Origin of the sequence: Lactococcus lactis (assembly GCF_029023865.1) — a bacterium.
In the GTDB taxonomy this organism is placed as follows: Bacteria; Bacillota; Bacilli; order Lactobacillales; family Streptococcaceae; genus Lactococcus; species Lactococcus lactis.
Genome location: NZ_CP118969.1, coordinates 2,299,662 through 2,320,841 on the forward strand (window position 1 = coordinate 2,299,662; position 21,180 = coordinate 2,320,841).

Sequence of the window (21,180 nt, forward strand, 5' to 3'; positions counted from 1 at the left end):
CTTTTATAATTTTCTAGTTGAGAGACTCTTCCTCAATAAATGAATAACCAATTGCCTTTGTGGCAACAAAAGTAACTAAAGACGCGATAATTAATGACATCGTGGTATCCGATAAGAAATGTGCACCAATTCGGACCCGAGCAGCCATCATTAAAAGTGTGAAAACAAATCCGCTGTAAGCCAGAATCTTTTGGCCTTTAAGATTTTTTCTGTCAGCAAAAAATGGTAAAAAGAGTGCTGCAGCCGCTGCGATTGTATGACCTGACGGGAATGATTGATGACCTGTTTGACCGTTCAAATGCCACCAATTAGTGAACGTTCCTTTGGTAGAGGAAACAATTTCCTTAACCTCATAAGGGCGAAAACGCCCCCAGTTAACTTTCATCATATTGACAATTGAGTTGCTGACATAAACGACAGCAATCCCAGCAATCGCCACAATAATCAATTGACTTAATTCCTCGTAAGTTTTCTTGCTCAGCCATCTATAAATCAAAAATGTCCCGATGACCAGGATAATAAATGTAAAAAGTGCTTCAAGTCCGAAAGAATAAGTCGCTGTGGCTCCAATACTGTTATTTGCCGCACCCAGTGGCTGATGATTTTTGATGTTATTAAGTGTGGTCACACCGTAAAACATCCAACCATCAACCCAGCCCCATGCTGACCAATAAGCAAAGCCAAGTCCAGAAATCGCTAAAATCCATTTTGTCAGTTGATTATCTTGTCTTAGACCATAAATGAAGATAATTTCCGCTGAAATAAAAGGGATAAGCGCTGACGGAAACATTCCAAATATCTGAAAAAGATTACCAAAAATTGAATTTTGATCCATAACCATTTTAGAAATTTGCAAATCCCCCAAAGACGCAATAATTAATAAAAGAGCTGAAATTCCAATTAAAATTCCTAGGAATTTTTTTCCGCTTGTGTTCATAAAACCTCCATTGGTTTGATTACTACCCTTTCATTTTATCCCATTCTCCAAAACTCAATGTAAATTTTTTGTAAATCTTAAGTAAACATTTAGTTAAACTTTATTTTATTAAAGATTTTAGATTTTTAAACCACTTCATATCCTTTAAATGACAAACTATTTATTCTTTTAATTACTAAGGATGATTATTGATTTCCTTTCTGAACAGTCTATGTTAGAATTAATTGTATGAATGAAATTACTTATACTCAAATTATGCCAAATGATATAGATGATGTCATCCGTATTGAAAGAGCTACTTTCTCAGAAAATGAAGCCCTCTCTGTAGAGTCAATGATCGAAAGAATTAACTTAATTCCTGATAGCTTTATCGCAGCAAGAAATAGTGAAGGAACTGTCGTAGGTTACGTTTCTGGTCCTGTTACAGAAGGTCGTTACTTGGATGATGAATCTTTTGAACGTACCGAAGCCAATCCCAAAACAGGTGGTTTCCAAAAAATCATCAGTTTAACCGTTGACCCTGATTATCAAGGCTTAGGAATTGCGACAAACTTACTCCTTTTACTTGAAAAAGAAGCCAAATCGAAAAAACGTTTGGGAATCAGTCTTACTTGCCATGATTATTTAGTTCCCTATTATGAAAAACACGGCTTTACTGACGAAGGACTTTCCGAGTCAAAATTCGGTGGAGAAACTTGGTACAATATGGTCATGGAATTTTAAAAAAAACAAAAGTTACTAACAAACCTGTCAGTAACTTTTTTTATTGATAAATTTTCAATTTTACTGACAGACTTATCAATAAAATCTATTTATTACTTTTGAGCAAAATAATCATTCAAATCTTGACGATATTTATTTCGCCAATCCTCTTTATTATCACTTAATAATTCATCAGCAAAAGTTGCAACATCATCGCCCAGAACCTCTGCTGGGCTTCGCCCATCAACTACTGCCAGTTCAAATAATTCAAGAATATCATTAAAAATATGCCAATCTGTTGCCCCCATTTTGAACACATATTTTTGAATTGAACGATAAGCCTGATAAAAATCTTTAGGTAATTTTTTAGCTCGATTTTGCATTTCTTGCCAGTCTTTTTTTTCAGCAAGAAGGTCACTAATTTTATCTAAAACCATTTTTCAGCTCCTTATTAAGTTTATTTTTTTGCTTTTTTCCCCAACTATTATCATCCATCATCTCATCAATAAACGTCGCAACATCTGGACCAATTAAATCAGTCAATTCTTTGTCTTGGATTTTAGCTTCTTCAAGTAAATCAAGAACTTGTCCAAAAATAAATTTGAAATCTGCCCATTTCGTTACCCCAGAGTGCCATATATATTTTTTTAATTCCTTATAATCTTCATAATAATTCTCTCCAAGTTTCTGAGCACGATTTTCAAATTCGCGAAATTCTCTTTTTTCTTCAAGACCAATCATTCTATCAACAATATTTCTATGCTCCGCCATGATTTTCTCCCTTCTGCTCACTCAATAAATTTTGATGACGTAAAAACTCCAATTTTTCTGAAATAAAATCCCATTTTTTCCAAAAATTTCCTCGCTCAATTTGCCCTGCCTCATTTAAACGATACCATTTTCGAGCGGGACCAAGTTTTGAAGGCTTTTTTCTAACCTCAACATACCCTTTCTTTTCAAGACGCATCGTAATCGTATATACCGTTCCTTCTACAACGTCTTCAAAACCAAGTTCTCGCAGTTTTTGAGTAATTTCATAACCATAAGTTTCCCCTTGACCAATGATTTCTAAAACACAACCCTCAAGAACTCCTTTCAACATTTCTGTAATTTGATTCATTTTTTCCTCCGCTATTTAGTAATACTAACTACATCTATATAGTAATACAATATAGCTAAAATATCAATATTTCCCACTTTTATTAAAATAAAAAAACTGCTAAAAAGCAGTTTTAATAAATTATTTTTCAAAATTAATAACTTTAGTTTGACCTTTAAAATTTTCATAAAGGACCGATTCAATCCTTAAAGCAATAATTGACATATTCTCCGCATTTTCATGAAGAGATAGGATTAATCCTTCTTTTTTCACAATTTCTTGAGCTTTAGCCTCTTCTAAGATTTCTGCATGAACCCGATTTGAAGACAAGCGCCCTCCTTTTTCCAACTTATCAAACCAAGTCGTAAAACTCACTTGTGAATTTCTTTTTATATCACTAATCTTTGAAGCTTTTTTATCCGCAACCATGTAGAAAATATTTTCCGTTTTTTGAGCTTGAATAAAACTCATAATCGTTGTTGAACTCTTTGAATTTTCATCAGTCACACTTAAAGCAAGGTAGCCTGGAAAGTCTTTTAAAAGATAAGCAAGTTCATTTTCTACAGCATTCGTACCAACAACATTAGCCTTTTTATTAGTTTTAAAAATTGTTAAGAGAACAAGTGATAAAGTAAGAAAAACATAAGCAATGATAAGTCCTAAAACAAATCTTAACCAATAATTTCCAAAATTCATTTCTAATATCAAAGCAAAAACAGCTAAAGAAATTAAAAAAACTACAAACAATTGAATAAAACGTTTTAAATACATATTAAACTCCTAAATACTCAAAATTCATTTAAGATAAAAACCGATAATTTATCGGTTTTCTTCTTTATTTTTTTACTAAATCAGCAAAAATCATTCGACCAGCACTTGTTTGTAGCACCTTAGCAACTTCAACAGTAACTGTTTTATCAATCAATTTTGCAGTATCTTCGATGACAATCATTGTTCCATCTGGCAAATAAGCCACGCCTTGTTGACGTTCAGAACCAGCACGAATAATTTGTACGTTAATATGTTCGCCCACAACAAGTTGTGTTTTCACAGCATTAGCAAGGTCATTAATGTTAAGAACTTGAACACCCTGAATTTCAGCAACTTTATTAAGATTAAAATCATTCGTCACTAATTTTGAGCCAGTAGAACTTGCATATTTAAGAAGTTTAGTATCAACTTCTCGAACATCTGGAAAATCAACTTGAGAAATTTCAACTTGATCAAATTTAGTCAATTCATTAACCAAATCCAAGCCCCGACGTCCTTTAGCCCTTTTCAGTGGGTCTGAACTATCAGAAATTAATTGTAATTCTAAAATCACAAAATTAGGAACAATAATTTTATCTGAAATAAACCCTGTTTTAATTACATCTAAAATCCGGCCATCAATGATTGAACTTGTATCCAATAAAATACTATTATCACTCTTAGATTCACCGACAACTTCCTCAGCAACTTCTGCTGGTTCAGTTGCCATTGCTTCACGGCGCTTACGAAAAAGCACTCGAGCAATTTCGTCTCCTCGTCGATCAAACAAAACATATCCCAAATAAATCATCACCAAAACAAGTATGAATGAAATGATATTACTTAAAATAGGAACATTTAAAAATCTTAATGGAATACTTCCAATAACCCCAACTAGAAGACCAAGAACAATCCCAATAATATTGAAGACCATTTTTGACATATTCATTTTGGAAATTCTAGAATCTATTTTTTTCAACCCATTAAGCATTGAACCGGCAAATATAAATGAAAGAATAATAAAAATAATTGCACCAATCACACCGTCAACAGCTTCGTTCTGCAAAATCCCTGTGTCCCAACCAAATACCTTTAAAATTGATGGTACAACAGCAACACCTAGCGATGCTCCGATGACAGTCATAACAAGATGAATAATCCAACGACGCATATCTTTTCCTCCTTTTAGAAAATGGATAGGCTTACAAGAAAGCCCTGTGTCAATTATACCACACGCTCCTTTAATATTGCTTATCCAAACACAAGAAATCTATTTAATTTCTCATGCTATATTTATTATTTTATAACTTATATCCCTTATTAGCGATCAATTAATTTTTTATTTTAAATAGAGTACATTAGATTATCATTGTGCTATAATGACCTTATCTTTTACAGATTATGAAGGAAAAAATTATGCTTAAATCCGCAGTCCATTCTAAAGAAAGTTTACTTGTTGCTCTATTACTTGCCATGAATACAGGCTTTGTTGATGCCTTTACCTTTTTTCATTTTGACGGCCGTTTCGCTAGTCTCCAAACTGGGAATTTGATTCAGACTGGAATTAATTTAGCCCATGGAAATTTGGAGAAAGCTTTTCAATTTATTATTCCAATTTTATTTTTTGCACTAGGTGCACTTTTCAAGACCTTATTCACCAAATATAAAACCCAAAATAATCAAAGTGAAATTGAATCCCTTCTCTTCATACAAATGATTGGTATTTTACTCATTTCTCTCGCCTTCGCTACTTTTTTACATTTATCAGCCTCACTTTTTGTTGGAATTCTCTCCTTTTTTATGGTTATTCAAGGTGATACCTTTACTCGAGTCAGAGGACTTCCTTATGCTAATATCATGTCCACAGGTAATATCAAAGCTTTTGGAACAAATCTAGGTCAATATTTAGTTTCTAAAAACACTAAGGACTTAAAAAATTCACCCATCTTCTTATCTCTTGCTTTATCATTTGTTGTGGGAGCCTTTATTTCTTCTCTTTTAAGTTTATGGTTAGGTGATTTTACATTAATCGGCTCTAGTCTATTAGTTCTATTAGCTTATTATTCTTATAAGATAAGTCATTCATAAAAAGCAAAGGCTATTTCATTAATGAAATAGCCTTGTTTTTATATTAGCCAAAGACCAGTTTTAAACATTCAGTTAAAGTTGTCACTCCAATCACTTGAATCTGTTCAGGAATATCAATCCCTACAATTGAATTTTTAGGAGCATATACTTTTTTAAAACCTAGTTTTGCAGCTTCATTTAATCTTTGTTCAATTCGGGTCACCCGACGAATTTCACCCGTTAAACCAATTTCACCAATAAAACATTCACGCGCATCTGTTGGAAGTTCTTTATAACTTGAAGCCACAGCAACCGCAACCGCGAGGTCAATGGCTGGCTCATCCAATTTTACTCCCCCCGCAGATTTGAGGTAGGCATCTTGATTTTGCATCAAGAGCCCCGTTCTCTTCTCAAGCACCGCCATAATTAAACTTACACGGTTAAAATCTAGGCCTGAGGTCGTCCTTTTAGCATTTCCAAACATTGTCGGTGTCGTCAGTGCTTGTATTTCAACTAGTATAGGCCGCGTTCCCTCAAGTGCACAAACAATCGCAGATCCAGTTGAGCCCTCTAAGCGTTCTTCTAAAAAGACCTCTGAGGGATTAGTTACTTCGACCAAGCCATGACCCTGCATCTCAAAAATTCCAATTTCATTAGTTGAACCAAAACGGTTTTTTACAGCACGAAGAATTCTAAATGTATTATTTCGTTCTCCTTCAAAATACAGCACCGTATCAACCATGTGCTCCAACATCCTCGGCCCAGCCAGCTGTCCTTCTTTAGTCACATGACCAACAATAAAAGTCGCAATATCATTCGTTTTAGCAATTTGCATCAATTCTCCAGTCACTTCACGAACTTGACTTACAGAGCCTTGAGTTGATTGAATTTCTGGTGTCATGATTGTTTGAATGGAATCAATAATTAAGAAGTTAGGTTTTAAACGCTCAACTTCTGCACGAATCGACTGCATATTTGTTTCAGCATAGAGATAAAAGTCACGGTCAATATCTCCTAAACGCTCAGCTCTTAGTTTAATTTGTTGGGCTGATTCTTCACCACTCACATAAAGCACACGCCCTCTAGAAGCCAATTGAGTAGAAACCTGTAAAAGTAAAGTTGATTTACCTATCCCAGGATCTCCCCCAATCAGAACCAAAGAACCAGGAACGACGCCCCCTCCTAATACACGATTAAATTCATCTAGGTCCGTTTCAATCCGAGGAGTATCAAATAATTCAACTTCATCTAGCTTCAATGGTTTTGAACGTTCGCCAGTCATTGAAACACGTTGATTTTTAACTTCTTGGACTTCAACTTCTTCAACAAAAGAAGACCATTCGCCACAGTTTGGACAACGTCCTAAGTATTTTGCAGACTTATAGCCACAATTTTGACAAACAAATGATGATTTTTTCTTCGCCATTTTCCCTCCACTTATTCATACGTAAAATTTATTAAAATGTAACAAAACAGCGGATAATCCGCTGTTTTATTTGATTAAGGATTTTATTCTTTTACCATTTTATCATATTTCAGAGTGTCTGACACGAATCTTAGATAAAAAATAGTTAGCACATCATAGCTTTAAATTTCCGTGACTTTACTCTTTTGGACAACATAGCCAAGTCCCTCAACTTTACTAACTAAGTCAGTAGCAGTTACCTGATTGTCATTAAATTCTGCCTTGACTTTTGAAGCGTTGAACAGCACCTTTGCCATTTCTACTCCATTTGTTGTATTCAAAGCTCCTTCAATCTTAGCCATACATGATGGACAGCTCAATTCATCTAATTTCATTACTATTTTTGACATTTATACTTTCCTCCTGCAATTACGCATCAATATTTATAGTCTTAGTATAAGTTTAAAAAGACTATAAAACATTGATTTACATCAAGAAAATATTATTATTTTTGTCCAAAATAGTTTTCATCAGCATTTAGTTTCTTCTTAACATTCTGTAGAAATGGTTGGACAAGCCAGTAGTATAAGGAAAATGGCTTGCAAAGTAAAAAAAGTCTGCCGCTTTTTACCAATATTCAAATTTTGAAAGTACTTTTTGTCTTACGAATATTAATTGTTCCATCAAAGGCAACGAAAATTGCTTTTCTCATTTTTTGTTCACAACTATTCTATGAAAAATTGACATCATCATGTGATTGAAAGTAAGATGAATATCCTCAGCAATTTGCATATCATTAATAGGTGCTTGCATATTATCATCACTCATTTTATAAAGTTTCCCACCGCTGTATCCTGTCATTCCAACAATTTTTGCTCCAACTTTTTGAGCTTCTTTCACAGCCTCAATGATATTTTTAGAATTTCCACTTCCAGAAATTGCTAGAAGAATATCATCTTTTGTGATATTACCATATTACCCTCAAGTTGTTTTGAGAAGACCTTATTATAACTATTATCATTGGTAATAGCCATCACAGTCGCCACATTATTAATCAAAGAAATAACGTGCCATTTCTTTTCTTGATCGTATGAGAGATCTTTATTAAAAGCGTTCATCAAGTGTGAAGCAGTACTTGCACTTCCACCATTTCCACAAACATAAATTTTTAATTCATTTTTGTATGCTTCTTGCAAAAGATTGATGACCTAATTTAGGAACTCTTTGTCTAGAGCATCTATATAGTTTTTAGAAAATAATATTACAGATTACTTAATTACTATATTAAATAGCGAAATTTTTCTAATACATCTATATTATAAACCATTATGTTTTTTGCCAGAGATAATATAATTATTTCTTTAATATAATTATTTCTTTAATATAATTATGAAATTACTTAACGATATACTTTTAACTACAAAAACTAAAATTAAAATTTGAAATCTGGAATATGGAATATGGGAAACAAAAAAAACGGCTAGGAGCCGTTTTTGTAAAACAAATGTATTTAACCGTGGACATTATTCGCTTTTTAAAGCTTTTAAAGTAAATAAAAAGTCTTATTTATAAAATAAGACTTCTCATATTTAAATATATCTACTGTAAAAAAATATGCCATTGAACAGAATCGAACTGTCGACCTTCACCTTACCATGGTGCTGCTCTACCGACTGAGCTACAACGGCTAAAATAAATAAATTGAGTGGCCTGACTAGATTAGAAATTTAATCTAATCAGACAGAGCTAGACTATAAGCAAGGCTGATGCGAAAGAGAGTCAATCACAACTCAACACATGCACCCACAGAAACCCCCGCCAACATCATAACACTCAATTTAGTATTTTATTATTACTTCAAGATTTAATACAATTAAACCAATTCAATGATTGCCATAGGCGCAGCATCACCACGACGTGGTTCTACTTTAAGGATACGAGTGTAACCACCGTTACGTCCTTCGTAGCGTTTAGCAAGGTCGTTGAATAATTTTTGAAGGGCAGTTGGGAAAGTTTCAGTTTCTTCGTTGAAATCTTTAATTGCGATTTCATTACGTACGTAAGCAGCTGCTGCACGACGAGCTGAAAGGTCACCTTTTTTACCAAGCGTAATCATTTTTTCTACTGTACGACGAACTTCTTTAGCGCGAGCTTCAGTTGTAACGATAGTTTCGTTGATGATCAAATCTGTAGTCAAATCACGAAGCATAGCTTTACGTTGTGAAGATGTACGTCCGAGTTTACGATTGCTCATTTGTTTCCTCCTATATTATTATTTTCTTTTTTTAAGGGAAAGTCCCAATTCAGTCAATTTAACTTTGACTTCTTCTACTGATTTGTGACCGAGGTTTTTGACTTTAATCATGTCAGCTTCGCTCATTTCAACAATATCAGCAACAGTGTTGATACCTGCGCGTTTCAAACCATTGTAAGCACGAACTGAGAAGTCCATTTCTTCAATAATTTTATCGAGCACACGTTCTGTTTTAACTTCATCTTTAACAACAAGTGTTTCGGCTTCAGCTGCAACTTCTGAAAGATCAACGAACAAGTTCAAGTGGTCTGTCAAGATTTTAGCTGAGAGTGACAAAGCTTCGTCAGAAACGATAGTACCGTTTGTAGTAATTTCAAGTGTTAATTTATCATAGCTAGAATCTCCACCAACACGGGCAGGTTCTACTTGATAATTTACTTTACTTACTGGTGTGTAAATTGAGTCTACAGCAATTGTGCCAATTGGCGCTCCATCGACTTTATTTTCGTCAGCCGGAACATAGCCGTATCCTTTTTTAACAGTCATTACAGCACGCATTGAGTGACCTTCAGCAATAGAGAACAAGTAATGGTCTTTGTTGACAATTTCAATGTCGCTATCAGTTAAGATATCACCAGCAGTAACATCCATAGGACCAGTTACGTCAAGTTCGATTTGTTTTTCAGACTCTACGTATGATTTGATGGCAATTCCTTTAACCCCAAGAAGGATTTGGATGACATCTTCACGTACGCCAGGGATTGTTGCGAATTCGTGTTGAACACCTTCAATTTGAATTGAAGTCACAGCAGCACCAGGAAGTGATGACAAAAGGACGCGACGCAGAGAGTTACCTAAAGTTGTACCATAACCACGTTCAAGTGGTTCAACAACGAATTTACCGTAATTTTCTGATTCGTCAAATTTAGTAATTTTTGGTTTTTCAAACTCAATCATGTATGTTCTCCTCTAAGCGAAAAGTGATTAGTGACAAGAGCAACTAATTATACACGACGACGTTTTGGAGGACGTGCACCATTGTGAGGTACAGGAGTCACATCACTGATAGATGTTACATTAAGACCAGCTGCAGCGAGTGCGCGGATAGCTGATTCGCGACCTGAACCAGGACCTTTAACTGTAACAGATACAGTTTTCAAACCTTGCTCTTGAGCAGCTTTAGCAGCAGCTTCTGAAGCCATTTGAGCGGCGAAAGGTGTAGATTTTTTAGAACCTTTAAATCCAAGTGCACCAGCTGATGACCAAGCAAGGGCGTTACCATGAACGTCTGTGATCATAACGATTGTGTTGTTGAATGTTGATTGGATATGAACAATTCCAGATTCAATATTCTTTTTAACACGACGTTTACGTGTAATTTTTGCCATTTTAACTCCTTTCTATTTAATTATTTTTTCTTACCTGCGATTGATTTAGCAGGACCTTTACGTGTACGAGCGTTGTTCTTAGTGTTTTGTCCACGTGTAGGAAGTCCACGACGGTGACGCATACCACGGTAAGAACCGATTTCCATCAAACGTTTGATGTTAAGTGACACTTCACGACGAAGGTCTCCTTCGAGTTTTAAGCCATCGAGTTCACGACGGATTGCATCTTCTTGATCTGATGTTAAATCTTTTGTACGGATATCTTCTGAGACACCTGCAGCTGCAAGTACTTTTTTAGATGTTTGAAGTCCAACACCGAATACGTATGTTAATGAAATAACAATGCGTTTTTCGTTTGGAATATCAACTCCAGCAAAACGAGCCATATTTTTCTATTTCCTTTCTATCCCTGACGTTGTTTGTGTTTTGGATTGGCAGGGCAAATTACCATTACACGACCGTTACGACGAATAACTTTACAGTATTCGCAGATTGGTTTAACTGATGGTCTTACTTTCATTGTGTCTTCCTTTCTATGGTTACTGTGCATCATGCACTCAATGAATGTCCGGATTACTTAAATCGGTAAGTAATTCGTCCGCGTGTCAAATCGTATGGTGAGAGTTCAACTTGAACCTTGTCTCCAGGCAAGATACGGATATAATTCTTTCGAATTTTTCCTGAAATCGTCGCCAAGACTTGGTGACCATTTTCGAGTTCAACCGTGAACATCGCATTCGGCATGGTGTCAACGACTTTGCCGTCTACTTCAATTACATCATCTTTTGCCAAGCAAAAGTACCTCCTTAGAAATTTCCCGAAAGATATATACTATATATATCTAAAAAGTCGGACTTATGTATTTTAGCATTTTTTAGCAACAAATGCAAGTCTTTCTTTCAGAAAAGCCTTTATTTTTCTAGCTTGAGTACATGTTTAATTTATTACTCGCTTTCAAAACTGTTCATGGCAATGTTTTCGGGTGTTTCATTTTTATAATTTTACTGACAGAGAGCTTGTCAGTAAAATTTTGTATTCTAATCTTGCTATTTTACTAAAAAAACCTCTGACAGAGGTTTTTATTTTTATTATCCTAAAACTTTTTTAATATCTTCTGTTACTTGGCTAATTTCTTGTTCACCTTCAATGTTTTTAACAAGTCCAAGTTCAGTGTAGTGTTCAATAATTGGAGCTGATTCTTTAATATTGACATCCAAACGATTTTTAACTGTTTCTGGAACATCATCCGCACGTTGATAAAGGTCATGACTACCACAAACGTCACAAACACCTTCAACTTTAGTTGGATTGAAGATTTTATGATAAGTTGCACCACAGTTACGGCAGATGTAACGGCCACTTAAACGGTCAACCAAAATACCTGGGTTAACAACGATATTTACAACGGCATCAAGTTTAATTCCGAGTTCTTCAAGCATTGTATCAAGTGCATGAGCTTGGTCAATCGTACGTGGATATCCATCAAGCAAGAAGCCTGAAGCTTTGATATCATCTTGTGCTAAACGTTCTTTAACAATTCCGTTCGTTACTTCATCAGGTACGAGTTCACCTTTATCGATGAAAGATTTAGCAAGTTTACCCATTTCAGTTTCGTTTTTCATTGCGGCACGGAACATGTCACCTGTTGAAATGTGATTTACTCCATAATTTTTAACGATGAACTCAGCTTGAGTTCCTTTACCAGCTCCTGGAAGTCCCATGATTAATAAATTCATTTTGTTTTCTCCTGATTTTAATTTATAAATTACTGACAGAACTGTCAGTAAATTGCAGATGTTCTCTGTGATTTTACCTACACTATTTTAGCGTATTTTTGCTAAAAAATAAAGAAAAACCTTGTCTAATGACAAGATTTTATTTTGTTTCAAGTGGATTATCCATAAATCCTGCATATTTACGTTTGAGTAAATATCCTTCAAGTTGTTTCACTGCTTGTATAGCAACTTGAATCAAGATTAAGAGTGATGTTCCTCCAAGAGCGACAATTTTTGGAAGTCCCCAAACGTTTTGGGCGGCAATTGGAATGATTGAAATCAAACCAAGGAAGAGCGCACCTACCGTTGCAAGACGCATTAAGAGACGTGATACATACTTTTCAGTTCCTTTACCTGGACGAACAGATGGAATGTAAGAACCTTGTTTTTGAAGGTTTTCAGCCATCTTTTCAGGATTGACCTGAACGAATGAGTAGAAGAATGTAAAGAGCACAATCAATAATGCGTAGAAGAGCATTCCTGTCCAAGTCGTATATGACAAGGCGTCTTGTAAAGTTGACAACCAACCTACATTACTTCCTTGCGAACGTTGCAAGAATTGCAAAATCGTAGCTGGAGCAGTTGTAATTGAACCAGCAAAGATAACTGGGATAACCCCAGCTGGATTGACACGAAGTGGCAAATAAGAACTTGTTGGTGCACCTTGAGTTAATTTAGTATATTGAATAGGTACTTTACGTTCTGCTTGTTGAACAAAAGTTGTTACATAAATAATGATAATTGCTGACAATACTAGACCAATGACAAATAACCAAGACATTGGAATTTCTGAAGGTCGAACGTTTAAGAATTTTTCATCATAAACAGATTTGACCGCCGATGGGATACTAGATACAATCCCAGCAAAGATAATTACTGAAACACCTGAACCAAATCCTTTTTCATTAATTTGTTCACCCATCCAAGTGACAACCATTGAACCAGTGGTCAAAATTGCACCAATCATCAAATAGCTTTGCCAATTTGGATTTTGCACAATATTTAACGAGCTCATGGCTTGGAAACCAGCAGTAATCCCGATAGATTGTGCCATAGCAAGCACTAAGGTAATGTAACGTGTCGCTTGATTCAGTTTACGACGTCCAATTTCCCCTTGTTTTGACCACTCAACAAATTTTGGTAAAATATCCATTTGCAACAATTGAACAATGATTGAAGCAGTAATATAAGGCGAAACCCCCATTGCAAAAAGTGAATAGTTTTGCATTGCATTACCAGAAACCAAGTTCATCATGTTCAAGAAAGGAAGATTACTTACTTCTGTCAAGTTTTGAACGTTGACGCCAGGTACCGTAATATGGGCACCTAAGCGGAAAACAAAAAGGATGAAAATCGTAAAGAGAATTCTTGCTCGGACGTCCTTGACCTTAAAGGCTTCCTTAAGCGTCTTAAAAAACATAAAATCTCCTTAAAGCGTTTTAATTGTAAATAGACAATAAGCGGTTGAAAATTCAACCGCCAATTGTAGTGTAAAAATTAAGCTTCTTCTACAGAACCACCAGCAGCTTCGATTGCAGCTTTAGCAGCAGCAGATACTTTAGCAACTTTAACTGTAAGTTTTTTAGCTGTCAATTCACCGTTAGCAAGAACTTTAACACCTGATTTAACGTCCTTGATGATTTTAGCAGCTACAAGAGTTTCAGCTGAAACAGTTGCTCCATCTTCAAGACGGTTCAAAGTTTCAAGGTTGACAATAGCGTATTCTTTACGGTTAACATTCAAGAAACCACGTTTTGGCATGCGACGGAACAATTCTGTTTGTCCACCTTCAAAACCAGGACGTACTCCACCACCTGAACGAGATTTTTGACCTTTTTGTCCACGTCCAGATGTTTTACCGTTACCTGATGATGTACCACGACCTACGCGATTACGTACTTTACGACTGCCTTCAGCAGCTTTCAATGAATGAAGTTCCATTTTTTCTCCTTATTTTGTACCTTGCTGTCGCCTATTTTCCATGAAAGGAACGTGAAAAATAAACTCGCCGATACGTTAATATATTTATTTGCCTGATATCAGACTTCTATTATTTTACTATTTTTCGATTGGAATTACAAGCCATTTCGTCGTTTGCAAATATATTTTATTATTCTAAAAAATAGCAAATAATCTTTTTTAAAGTACTCTAGATTTCTGTCAGTAAAAAAACAATCCTGTCAGTAAAGACAGAATTATTTTTTTTAATATTAATTATGCTTCTTCAACTTTTACCAAGTGAGAAATAGAGTTTACCATACCAAGAATAGCAGGTGAACCTTCTTTTACTACTGAGCTGTTGAGTTTACCAAGACCGAGTGCTTTAACAGTTTTGCGTTGAGCAGGGATACGGCCGATTGGTGAGTTTACCAATGTAATTTTAATTTGAGCCATTTTTTCCTCCTTAGGCGAAATCTGATACAGATTTACCGCGTAATGCAGCAACTTCTTCAGCACGTTTCAATTGATTCAATCCATCAACAGTTGCACGAACAACGTTGATTGGTGTGTTTGAACCAAGTGATTTTGATGTTACGTCAGCAACACCAGCGAGTTCGAGGACGGCACGAACGGCACCACCTGCGGCAACTCCAGCACCTTCTACAGCTGGTTTAAGGAGGATTTTACCACCACCGAAGACACCAAGTGCTTCGTGAGGAAGTGTAGTACCTACCATAGGAACTGTAATAAGGTTTTTCTTAGCTGCTTCGATTGCTTTACGGATAGCTTCAGGAACTTCTTGAGCTTTACCAGTACCGAAACCTACGCGACCGTTACGGTCACCAACAACAACAAGTGCTGCAAAGCGAAGACGACGTCCACCTTTAACAACTTTAGTAACGCGGTTAATTGAAACTACGCGTTCTTCAAATTCGCTTTGTTCGCGATCATTTCTTCTGTTTTCTGCCATGTTTAATTACCCCTTTCCTTAGAATTTCAATCCAGCTTCACGAGCTGCTGTAGCGAGTGCTGCAACACGTCCGTGATAGAGGTAACCACCGCGGTCGAAGACAACTTCTTCAACGCCTTTAGCTTTTGCAGCTTCAGCAACGAGTTTACCAACTTCTGCGGCTTGTTCAGTTTTAGTACCAGTCAATTTAAGTGATGAAGCTGATGCAAGTGTTGTACCAGTTACGTCATCAATGACTTGTGCATAAATGTTTGTGTTTGAACGGAAAACGTTCAAACGTGGAGTTTCAGATGTTCCTGAAATTTTACCGCGTACACGTGTGTGACGTTTTTGGCGGAGTTTGTTTTTATCTGGTTTAGAAATCACAATTCTACCTCTATATAATTTTAAATTTCGATAGTTTTTGCCATCGATTTTCTTGCTGACAGCATTCTAGTAATACTGTCAGCAAGCGGGGAGTTTTTGTCTGTCTAACAAAGTTAGCATTGACAAAATACTGGCAATTTGACAAGTCAAACCACCAATTACGGATAACATTTTTTGCTAAATAAATGTTCAAGTGAACATTATTTTGACAAAAATTATTTACCAGTTTTACCTTCTTTACGACGAACGTATTCACCAACGTAACGGATCCCTTTACCTTTATAAGGTTCTGGAGAACGACGGCTACGGATGTAAGCTGCTGTTTGACCAACGGCTTCTTTGCTGATACCTTCAACAACGATAGAAGTTGGAGTTGCAACAACAAATTTGATGTTTTCTGGTGCTTCAACTTCGTCTTGGTGAGATTTACCAACTGACAATACAAGTTTAGTTCCTTGTAATTGTGCACGGTACCCAACCCCGATCATTTCAAGTGCTTTAGAGAAACCAGTTGAAACACCTTCTACCATGTTAGCAAGAAGGGCACGAGTAGTTCCGTGGAGCATTTTCATTTCTTTAGTGTCGTTTGGACGTTTTACAGTGATTTCGTTTTCAGCGATATCAAGTGTGATGTTTTCGTTGAATGAACGAACGAGTTCACCTTTAGGTCCTTTGACAGTGACAGTTGCACCGTTTACTTCTACAGATACGCCTGCAGGGATAACGATGACTTTGTTACCAATACGTGACATTTTTTTCTCCTGTTAAATTATCAGATTTAATTCAATCTGTTTTCACGGGTTTTAAATCAAAATTTGATTTAAAAGAACTTTTATTTTACTGACAGGCATAAAAATATTTCTGTCAGTAATTTTGACTTACGAAAAATTCGCTCGTCAGTTTAATATCATCAAAAGTCGATATTAAACATTTAGATCAACTCCATTAATGAAGTCTCTCCGAACTAATTACCAGATGTAGGCAATTACTTCACCACCAACATTTGTTTCACGAGCAACTTTATCAGTTACTACACCAGTAGATGTTGAGATGATTGCTGTACCAAGTCCGTTAAGAACTTTAGGAACATCATCAGATTTCACGTAAACACGAAGACCTGGTTTTGAAATACGTTTCAAGTTAGTGATAACTTTTTCACCGTTTTTACCGTATTTAAGGAAAACGCGGATTACGCCTTGTTTGTTATCTTCAACGTATTCAACGTCTTTCACGTAACCTTCAGCTTTGAGGATTTCAGCGATTTGACGTTTGATTTTTGATGCAGGTGCTTCAACAACATCGAATTTACGCATGTTACCATTACGAATACGAGTCAAGAAATCTGCGATTGGGTCAGTCATTACCATAGTGTAATTTCTCCTTATTTGTAGTTTGGGCTTGTTCAAATCCCACTTTCAAATTAATGAGGTCTTTTCATAAAAAGACCGAACTTAATTAGTATAGCAGAAGTTCCGCACCATGTCAACACTTTTCTTTACAATGTTTTCGGGTGTGTCATGGTTTTTCTATAAAAAAATACTGACAGAATTTCTGTCAGCAACTTTCATCCTGGCTTACGAATTCGGACTTGTTGTATCATTACTTATCTTGTAAAAAAATGACGTTGGGTTAGTATCAAATATTTCCATACCCTCATCATTTGAAGTTATTGCAAATCTATCTTTTGTCCTATCTGTTTTATCCGTTTGTGAAGAGTTTGCAAAAGTTGGCGAGCTGTTAGCCGCAGCAAACATGAACCCCATGTATTTCCCAAGATTCACAGCACCGGCCATAATAATCCCATTCTTTGATTGTGGTCCAGATATAACTCTTTGATATTCTGAACTAAAAATGATGGTACCATTTTTCAGAACAGCTTTACCACCTCCGTCAGTAGTTTGCCATGTTCCGTTTAAAGAAGAATAGTCACCTGCAAGAATTTGTGAACTATTAGCAGCCTCATACTGACTAGTTGAACTTGGACTTATGTCCGAACTTGAACTTGGACTTGAACTCGTACTTATACTTGAAGATTGTGAACTACTGCTTGGGAGACTTTCCTTATTTTTTATACTTTGTGACGAACTAGTATGCTCAGCTTTTTCACTTTCTTTACTTCCGCTACCGCAAGCTGTTAAAGTCGCTAAAGCTCCTAAAAAAATTACAGAAACTGTTGCATACCTTTTAATTTTAACAAATATCTTTTCCATAAATTTCTCCTATTCTTTAGCTATTATAGCAAATTATTACATTTATTTCACTTTTTTCGAAAACGCTCCCATATCATAGAATTCTAAGATACAAAAAAATTACTGACAGAAATTCTGTCAGTAATTTTTATTCGTTACACGATAATTAACAAATTACCATGAAGCTTTTTTAACGCCTGGCAATTGACCTTTGTAAGCCAATTCGCGAAGACAGATACGGCAAAGTTTAAATTTGCGGTAAACTGAATGTGGACGTCCGCAACGTTCGCAACGAGTATAAGCTTGTGTTGAGAATTTTGCAGGGCGTTGGTTTTTAACAACCATAGATTTCTTAGCCATTTATGTATTCTCCCTATCTTATTTAGCGAACGGCATGCCGAGTTTAGCAAGCAATTCACGTGATTCTTCGTCAGTGTTAGCAGTTGTTACGATAACAATATCCATACCACGAACTTTATCAACATCATCATAGTTGATTTCTGGGAAAATCAATTGTTCTTTCACACCAAGTGTGTAGTTACCGCGACCGTCAAACGCTTTGTTTGAAACACCGTGGAAGTCACGTACACGTGGGAGTGAAACAGTAACCAATTTGTCCAAGAATTCGAACATACGTTCGCCACGAAGAGTTACTTTCGCACCGATTGGCATACCTTCACGAAGACGGAAAGCAGCAACTGATTTTTTAGCTTTAGTAATCAATGGTTTTTGACCAGAGATCAAAGCCAATTCAGCAACAGCTTTATCAAGGTTTTTAGAGTTGTTTACAGCATCTCCAACACCCATGTTGATAACGATTTTATCAACTTTTGGTACAGCCATGATTGAAGTGTAGTTGAATTGTTCAGTCAACGCTGGTACTACTTCGTTAGTATATTTTTCTTTCAAACGATTAGTCATATTATTTCTCCTTTCCGCCTTAGTCTAAAATTTCGCCAGATTTTTTGTTGAAACGAACTTTTTTATCGTCAACAACTTTGTAACCTACACGACCAGCAACACCATTTTTGTCGAGCACTTGTACGTTAGAAACGTGGATAGGAGCTTCGATTTCAAGAATAGCACCACTTGGGTTTTCTGAGTTTGGTTTTTGGTGTTTCTTCATGATAGCAACACCTTCAACGACAACTTTATTTACTTTTGGCAAAGCTTTGATTACTTTACCAGTAGTACCGCGGTCTTTACCTGCGATAACTTTAACTGTATCACCAGTTTTTACAAACATGTTTAATTCCTTTCTTACGCCCGATGGGCACCCTAATATTTTGTTACTAGGGGACTATTCTGTTAATAATAACAGTAAAATATGATTCTGTCAAAAAATTTTTCCGACAAAACCATATCTCTATAATGCTTGATTAGAGTACTTCTGGAGCAAGTGAAACGATCTTCATGTAGCCACCTTCGCGGAGTTCGCGGGCAACTGGGCCAAAGATACGTGTTCCGCGAGGAGTTTTATCGTCACGGATGAGCACTGCTGCATTTTCATCAAATTTGATGTATGAACCGTCAGGACGTTTCGCACCAGATTTAGTACGAACGATGACTGCTTTCACAACTTCACCTTTTTTAACTGCTCCACCAGGGGCAGCTGATTTAACTGTAGCTACAACGATATCACCGATACCAGCGAACTTACGTGATGAACCACCGAGAACACGGATAGTCAAAAGTTCTTTAGCACCTGAGTTATCTGCAACTTTCAAACGAGATTCTGTTTGAATCATGCTATATTCCTCCTAGTTTTGCTTAGATAATAACTGCTTCTTCAACGATTTCTACAAGACGGAAATGTTTGTCTTTAGACAAAGGACGAGTTTCCATGATACGAACGATGTCGCCAGTTTTTGCAGAGTTGTTTTCGTCGTGAGCTTTATATTTTTTAGAATAGTTAATGCGTTTACCATAGACAGGGTGGTTACGCTTAGTTTCTACGACAACTGTGATAGTTTTATCCATTTTGTCTGAAACCACGCGGCCTTGATAAACTTTACGTTGTTTGCGTTCCATTTATAGTTTCTCCTGACCTATTATTTGTTCAATTCAGCTTGCACAGTTTTTACACGTGCAATAGTTTTCTTGACTTCATCAAGCTTAGCTGTGTTTTCGAGACGACCAGCAGCAGCTTGGAAACGAAGATCAAACAATTCTTTCTTCAATTCAGCTTCACGAGTTGTCAATTCTTCAACTGACAAAGCGCGCAAATCTTTAAGAAGTGATTTAGTTTCGCTCAATTTCATTACGCTTCACCTCGTTTCACAAATTTAGTTTTAACAGGAAGTTTGTGTGAAGCAAGACGCAACGCTTCGCGTGCAGTCGCTTCATCAACGCCGCCCAATTCAAACATGACAACGCCACGTTTAACTGGAGCAACCCAACCTTCAGGAGCACCTTTCCCTGAACCCATACGCACACCAATAGCTTTGGCTGTGTATGATTTGTGAGGGAAAATTTTAATCCAAACTTGACCGTTACGTTTCATGTAACGAGTCATAGCAATACGAGCTGCTTCGATTTGGCGGTTAGTAATCCAGTGAGATGTAGTCGCTTGAAGACCATATTCACCGAAAGAAATAGTATCGCCACCTTTAGCATAACCACGCATTTTACCGCGGAATTCACGACGGTGTTTTACACGTTTTGGTACTAACATGGATTATTTTTCTCCTTTCACAGATTTTTTAGTAGGGAGAACTTCACCACGGTAGATCCAAACTTTAACGCCGAGTTTACCATAAGTTGTGTCTGCTTCTTCCCAAGCGTAGTCGATGTCCGCACGGAGTGTGTGGAGTGGAACTGTACCTTCTGAATATCCTTCAGCACGGGCAATATCAGCACCATTCAAACGACCAGAAACTTGAGTTTTGATCCCTTTTGCACCAGCGCGCATTGCACGTTGGATTGCTTGTTTTTGAGCACGACGGAAAGCAATACGTGCTTCAAGTTGTTTAGCAATTCCTTCACCAACAAGATGAGCGTCCAAATCAGGTTTTTTGATTTCAACGATGTTGATGTGAACTTGTTTACCAGTAAGTTTGTTGAGTTCTGCACGGAGTGCATCAACGTTAGCTCCTGATTTACCGATAACCATACCTGGTTTAGCAGTGTGCAAAGTTACGATAACTTTGTTAATTGCACGTTCAGTTTCAATCAATGATACTGAAGCATCAGCAAGTTTAGTTTGGATAAGTTGACGAATTGCCAAGTCTTCGTGAAGGTAATCCGCATATTCTTTTTCAGCATACCATTTGGCATCCCAATCGCGAATAACGCCAACACGCATTCCTATTGGATGTACTTTTTGACCCACGTTTTT

The 21,180-nt window shown here is 36.4% G+C and carries 35 protein-coding genes and 1 tRNA gene; 2 read left to right on the forward strand and 34 right to left on the reverse strand.

All coding sequences use genetic code 11. The annotated features are described in order from the left end of the window. Positions 1 to 13: 13 nt before the first annotated feature. Positions 14 to 937, reverse strand: a complete 924-nt coding sequence (locus PYW37_RS11665; RefSeq protein WP_023188605.1) for a phosphatase PAP2 family protein — start codon at positions 935 to 937, stop codon at positions 14 to 16. A gap of 228 nt (positions 938 to 1,165) precedes the next feature. Here PYW37_RS11665 and PYW37_RS11670 point away from each other — a divergent pair, with 228 nt between their 5' ends. Continuing rightward, entirely contained in the window at positions 1,166 to 1,660 is a 495-nt protein-coding gene (locus tag PYW37_RS11670; RefSeq protein ID WP_012898594.1) for a GNAT family N-acetyltransferase, read from the forward strand. A 92-nt stretch (positions 1,661 to 1,752) separates the two neighbouring features. Here PYW37_RS11670 and PYW37_RS11675 read toward each other — a convergent pair whose 3' ends face one another. The 5 genes from PYW37_RS11675 to PYW37_RS11695 all read right to left on the reverse strand — a co-directional run bounded on the left by PYW37_RS11675 (position 1,753) and on the right by PYW37_RS11695 (position 4,659). Next, the gene (locus PYW37_RS11675; RefSeq protein ID WP_023188604.1) at positions 1,753 to 2,076 is read right to left on the reverse strand and encodes a DUF1048 domain-containing protein; all 324 of its coding nucleotides are present in this window, start codon (positions 2,074 to 2,076) and stop codon (positions 1,753 to 1,755) included. Continuing rightward, on the reverse strand, positions 2,063 to 2,410 hold the full coding sequence (locus PYW37_RS11680) for a DUF1048 domain-containing protein (RefSeq protein WP_023188603.1): 348 nt from the start codon (positions 2,408 to 2,410) through the stop codon (positions 2,063 to 2,065). The genes PYW37_RS11675 and PYW37_RS11680 overlap by 14 nt, the downstream gene beginning before the upstream one ends. Beyond that, a complete protein-coding gene (locus PYW37_RS11685; protein WP_023188602.1) occupies positions 2,397 to 2,759 on the reverse strand; it encodes a PadR family transcriptional regulator in 363 nt (120 codons plus the stop codon). Before PYW37_RS11685 ends, PYW37_RS11680 begins: the two co-directional genes overlap by 14 nt. A gap of 120 nt (positions 2,760 to 2,879) precedes the next feature. Then, positions 2,880 to 3,509: a hypothetical protein gene (locus tag PYW37_RS11690; RefSeq protein WP_025016844.1), complete on the reverse strand. Its 630-nt coding sequence runs from the start codon at positions 3,507 to 3,509 to the stop codon at positions 2,880 to 2,882. 64 nt (positions 3,510 to 3,573) lie between these two features. Then, positions 3,574 to 4,659: a PIN/TRAM domain-containing protein gene (locus PYW37_RS11695; protein ID WP_012898597.1), complete on the reverse strand. Its 1,086-nt coding sequence runs from the start codon at positions 4,657 to 4,659 to the stop codon at positions 3,574 to 3,576. A 230-nt stretch (positions 4,660 to 4,889) separates the two neighbouring features. Here PYW37_RS11695 and PYW37_RS11700 point away from each other — a divergent pair, with 230 nt between their 5' ends. Beyond that, positions 4,890 to 5,576: a YoaK family protein gene (locus tag PYW37_RS11700; RefSeq protein ID WP_044009601.1), complete on the forward strand. Its 687-nt coding sequence runs from the start codon at positions 4,890 to 4,892 to the stop codon at positions 5,574 to 5,576. Positions 5,577 to 5,619: 43 nt separating this feature from the next. Here PYW37_RS11700 and radA read toward each other — a convergent pair whose 3' ends face one another. The 28 genes from radA to rpsC form a co-directional block, all read right to left on the reverse strand. Beyond that, on the reverse strand, positions 5,620 to 6,981 hold the full coding sequence (gene radA, locus PYW37_RS11705; protein ID WP_003130563.1) for a DNA repair protein RadA: 1,362 nt from the start codon (positions 6,979 to 6,981) through the stop codon (positions 5,620 to 5,622). A gap of 161 nt (positions 6,982 to 7,142) precedes the next feature. After that, on the reverse strand, positions 7,143 to 7,370 hold the full coding sequence (locus tag PYW37_RS11710) for a heavy-metal-associated domain-containing protein (protein ID WP_023188599.1): 228 nt from the start codon (positions 7,368 to 7,370) through the stop codon (positions 7,143 to 7,145). A gap of 298 nt (positions 7,371 to 7,668) precedes the next feature. Continuing rightward, the gene (locus PYW37_RS13325; protein WP_080668830.1) at positions 7,669 to 7,926 is read right to left on the reverse strand and encodes an SIS domain-containing protein; all 258 of its coding nucleotides are present in this window, start codon (positions 7,924 to 7,926) and stop codon (positions 7,669 to 7,671) included. Then, positions 7,902 to 8,156: a phosphoheptose isomerase family protein gene (locus PYW37_RS11720; RefSeq protein ID WP_023188597.1), complete on the reverse strand. Its 255-nt coding sequence runs from the start codon at positions 8,154 to 8,156 to the stop codon at positions 7,902 to 7,904. The genes PYW37_RS13325 and PYW37_RS11720 overlap by 25 nt, the downstream gene beginning before the upstream one ends. Positions 8,157 to 8,575: 419 nt before the next feature. Beyond that, positions 8,576 to 8,648 (reverse strand) — tRNA-Thr (locus tag PYW37_RS11725). A gap of 185 nt (positions 8,649 to 8,833) precedes the next feature. Next, positions 8,834 to 9,214, reverse strand: coding sequence for a 50S ribosomal protein L17 (rplQ, locus tag PYW37_RS11730; protein ID WP_003130558.1), 381 nt, complete (start codon positions 9,212 to 9,214; stop codon positions 8,834 to 8,836). An 18-nt stretch (positions 9,215 to 9,232) separates the two neighbouring features. Then, the gene (locus PYW37_RS11735; protein ID WP_025016846.1) at positions 9,233 to 10,171 is read right to left on the reverse strand and encodes a DNA-directed RNA polymerase subunit alpha; all 939 of its coding nucleotides are present in this window, start codon (positions 10,169 to 10,171) and stop codon (positions 9,233 to 9,235) included. A 47-nt stretch (positions 10,172 to 10,218) separates the two neighbouring features. Beyond that, complete coding sequence (rpsK, locus tag PYW37_RS11740) at positions 10,219 to 10,602, reverse strand: 30S ribosomal protein S11 (RefSeq protein ID WP_010906297.1); 384 nt, start codon at positions 10,600 to 10,602, stop codon at positions 10,219 to 10,221. A 20-nt stretch (positions 10,603 to 10,622) separates the two neighbouring features. Then, positions 10,623 to 10,988: a 30S ribosomal protein S13 gene (gene rpsM, locus PYW37_RS11745; RefSeq protein WP_003130555.1), complete on the reverse strand. Its 366-nt coding sequence runs from the start codon at positions 10,986 to 10,988 to the stop codon at positions 10,623 to 10,625. A 17-nt stretch (positions 10,989 to 11,005) separates the two neighbouring features. After that, positions 11,006 to 11,122 carry a 50S ribosomal protein L36 gene (gene rpmJ, locus PYW37_RS11750; protein WP_001808836.1) on the reverse strand — a complete coding sequence of 39 codons (117 nt, stop codon included), beginning with the start codon at positions 11,120 to 11,122 and terminating at the stop codon, positions 11,006 to 11,008. Between the two features lie 53 nt (positions 11,123 to 11,175). Further along, the gene (gene infA, locus PYW37_RS11755) at positions 11,176 to 11,394 is read right to left on the reverse strand and encodes a translation initiation factor IF-1 (RefSeq protein ID WP_003130554.1); all 219 of its coding nucleotides are present in this window, start codon (positions 11,392 to 11,394) and stop codon (positions 11,176 to 11,178) included. 296 nt (positions 11,395 to 11,690) lie between these two features. Then, positions 11,691 to 12,338, reverse strand: a complete 648-nt coding sequence (locus PYW37_RS11760; protein WP_023188596.1) for an adenylate kinase — start codon at positions 12,336 to 12,338, stop codon at positions 11,691 to 11,693. 139 nt (positions 12,339 to 12,477) lie between these two features. Then, positions 12,478 to 13,797, reverse strand: coding sequence for a preprotein translocase subunit SecY (secY, locus tag PYW37_RS11765; protein WP_003129919.1), 1,320 nt, complete (start codon positions 13,795 to 13,797; stop codon positions 12,478 to 12,480). A 77-nt stretch (positions 13,798 to 13,874) separates the two neighbouring features. Next, complete coding sequence (gene rplO / locus PYW37_RS11770) at positions 13,875 to 14,318, reverse strand: 50S ribosomal protein L15 (RefSeq protein WP_003129920.1); 444 nt, start codon at positions 14,316 to 14,318, stop codon at positions 13,875 to 13,877. Positions 14,319 to 14,591: 273 nt separating this feature from the next. Continuing rightward, positions 14,592 to 14,771: a 50S ribosomal protein L30 gene (gene rpmD, locus PYW37_RS11775; protein WP_003129921.1), complete on the reverse strand. Its 180-nt coding sequence runs from the start codon at positions 14,769 to 14,771 to the stop codon at positions 14,592 to 14,594. Positions 14,772 to 14,781: 10 nt separating this feature from the next. Continuing rightward, a complete protein-coding gene (rpsE, locus tag PYW37_RS11780; protein WP_003129922.1) occupies positions 14,782 to 15,288 on the reverse strand; it encodes a 30S ribosomal protein S5 in 507 nt (168 codons plus the stop codon). An 18-nt stretch (positions 15,289 to 15,306) separates the two neighbouring features. Continuing rightward, positions 15,307 to 15,654: a 50S ribosomal protein L18 gene (gene rplR / locus PYW37_RS11785; RefSeq protein WP_003129924.1), complete on the reverse strand. Its 348-nt coding sequence runs from the start codon at positions 15,652 to 15,654 to the stop codon at positions 15,307 to 15,309. Between the two features lie 215 nt (positions 15,655 to 15,869). Then, complete coding sequence (gene rplF, locus PYW37_RS11790) at positions 15,870 to 16,406, reverse strand: 50S ribosomal protein L6 (protein ID WP_003129925.1); 537 nt, start codon at positions 16,404 to 16,406, stop codon at positions 15,870 to 15,872. A 216-nt stretch (positions 16,407 to 16,622) separates the two neighbouring features. Continuing rightward, positions 16,623 to 17,021 carry a 30S ribosomal protein S8 gene (rpsH, locus tag PYW37_RS11795; RefSeq protein WP_003129932.1) on the reverse strand — a complete coding sequence of 133 codons (399 nt, stop codon included), beginning with the start codon at positions 17,019 to 17,021 and terminating at the stop codon, positions 16,623 to 16,625. Between the two features lie 207 nt (positions 17,022 to 17,228). Continuing rightward, complete coding sequence (locus PYW37_RS11800) at positions 17,229 to 17,864, reverse strand: DUF6287 domain-containing protein (protein ID WP_025016847.1); 636 nt, start codon at positions 17,862 to 17,864, stop codon at positions 17,229 to 17,231. A gap of 153 nt (positions 17,865 to 18,017) precedes the next feature. After that, positions 18,018 to 18,203, reverse strand: coding sequence for a type Z 30S ribosomal protein S14 (locus PYW37_RS11805; RefSeq protein WP_003129946.1), 186 nt, complete (start codon positions 18,201 to 18,203; stop codon positions 18,018 to 18,020). A gap of 18 nt (positions 18,204 to 18,221) precedes the next feature. Continuing rightward, positions 18,222 to 18,764: a 50S ribosomal protein L5 gene (gene rplE, locus PYW37_RS11810; protein ID WP_003129948.1), complete on the reverse strand. Its 543-nt coding sequence runs from the start codon at positions 18,762 to 18,764 to the stop codon at positions 18,222 to 18,224. A 19-nt stretch (positions 18,765 to 18,783) separates the two neighbouring features. Further along, positions 18,784 to 19,089, reverse strand: coding sequence for a 50S ribosomal protein L24 (rplX, locus tag PYW37_RS11815; RefSeq protein ID WP_003129951.1), 306 nt, complete (start codon positions 19,087 to 19,089; stop codon positions 18,784 to 18,786). A 133-nt stretch (positions 19,090 to 19,222) separates the two neighbouring features. Next, positions 19,223 to 19,591, reverse strand: coding sequence for a 50S ribosomal protein L14 (gene rplN, locus PYW37_RS11820; RefSeq protein WP_003129953.1), 369 nt, complete (start codon positions 19,589 to 19,591; stop codon positions 19,223 to 19,225). 22 nt (positions 19,592 to 19,613) lie between these two features. Then, positions 19,614 to 19,874, reverse strand: coding sequence for a 30S ribosomal protein S17 (gene rpsQ, locus PYW37_RS11825; RefSeq protein WP_003129955.1), 261 nt, complete (start codon positions 19,872 to 19,874; stop codon positions 19,614 to 19,616). 20 nt (positions 19,875 to 19,894) lie between these two features. Next, on the reverse strand, positions 19,895 to 20,104 hold the full coding sequence (gene rpmC / locus PYW37_RS11830) for a 50S ribosomal protein L29 (RefSeq protein WP_003129957.1): 210 nt from the start codon (positions 20,102 to 20,104) through the stop codon (positions 19,895 to 19,897). After that, positions 20,104 to 20,517 (reverse strand): 50S ribosomal protein L16, encoded by a 414-nt coding sequence (gene rplP / locus PYW37_RS11835; RefSeq protein WP_003129958.1) that lies wholly within the window; start codon positions 20,515 to 20,517, stop codon positions 20,104 to 20,106. The genes rpmC and rplP overlap by 1 nt, the downstream gene beginning before the upstream one ends. A 3-nt stretch (positions 20,518 to 20,520) precedes the next feature. Beyond that, a complete protein-coding gene (gene rpsC, locus PYW37_RS11840; RefSeq protein WP_003129960.1) occupies positions 20,521 to 21,174 on the reverse strand; it encodes a 30S ribosomal protein S3 in 654 nt (217 codons plus the stop codon). Positions 21,175 to 21,180 lie beyond the last annotated feature (6 nt).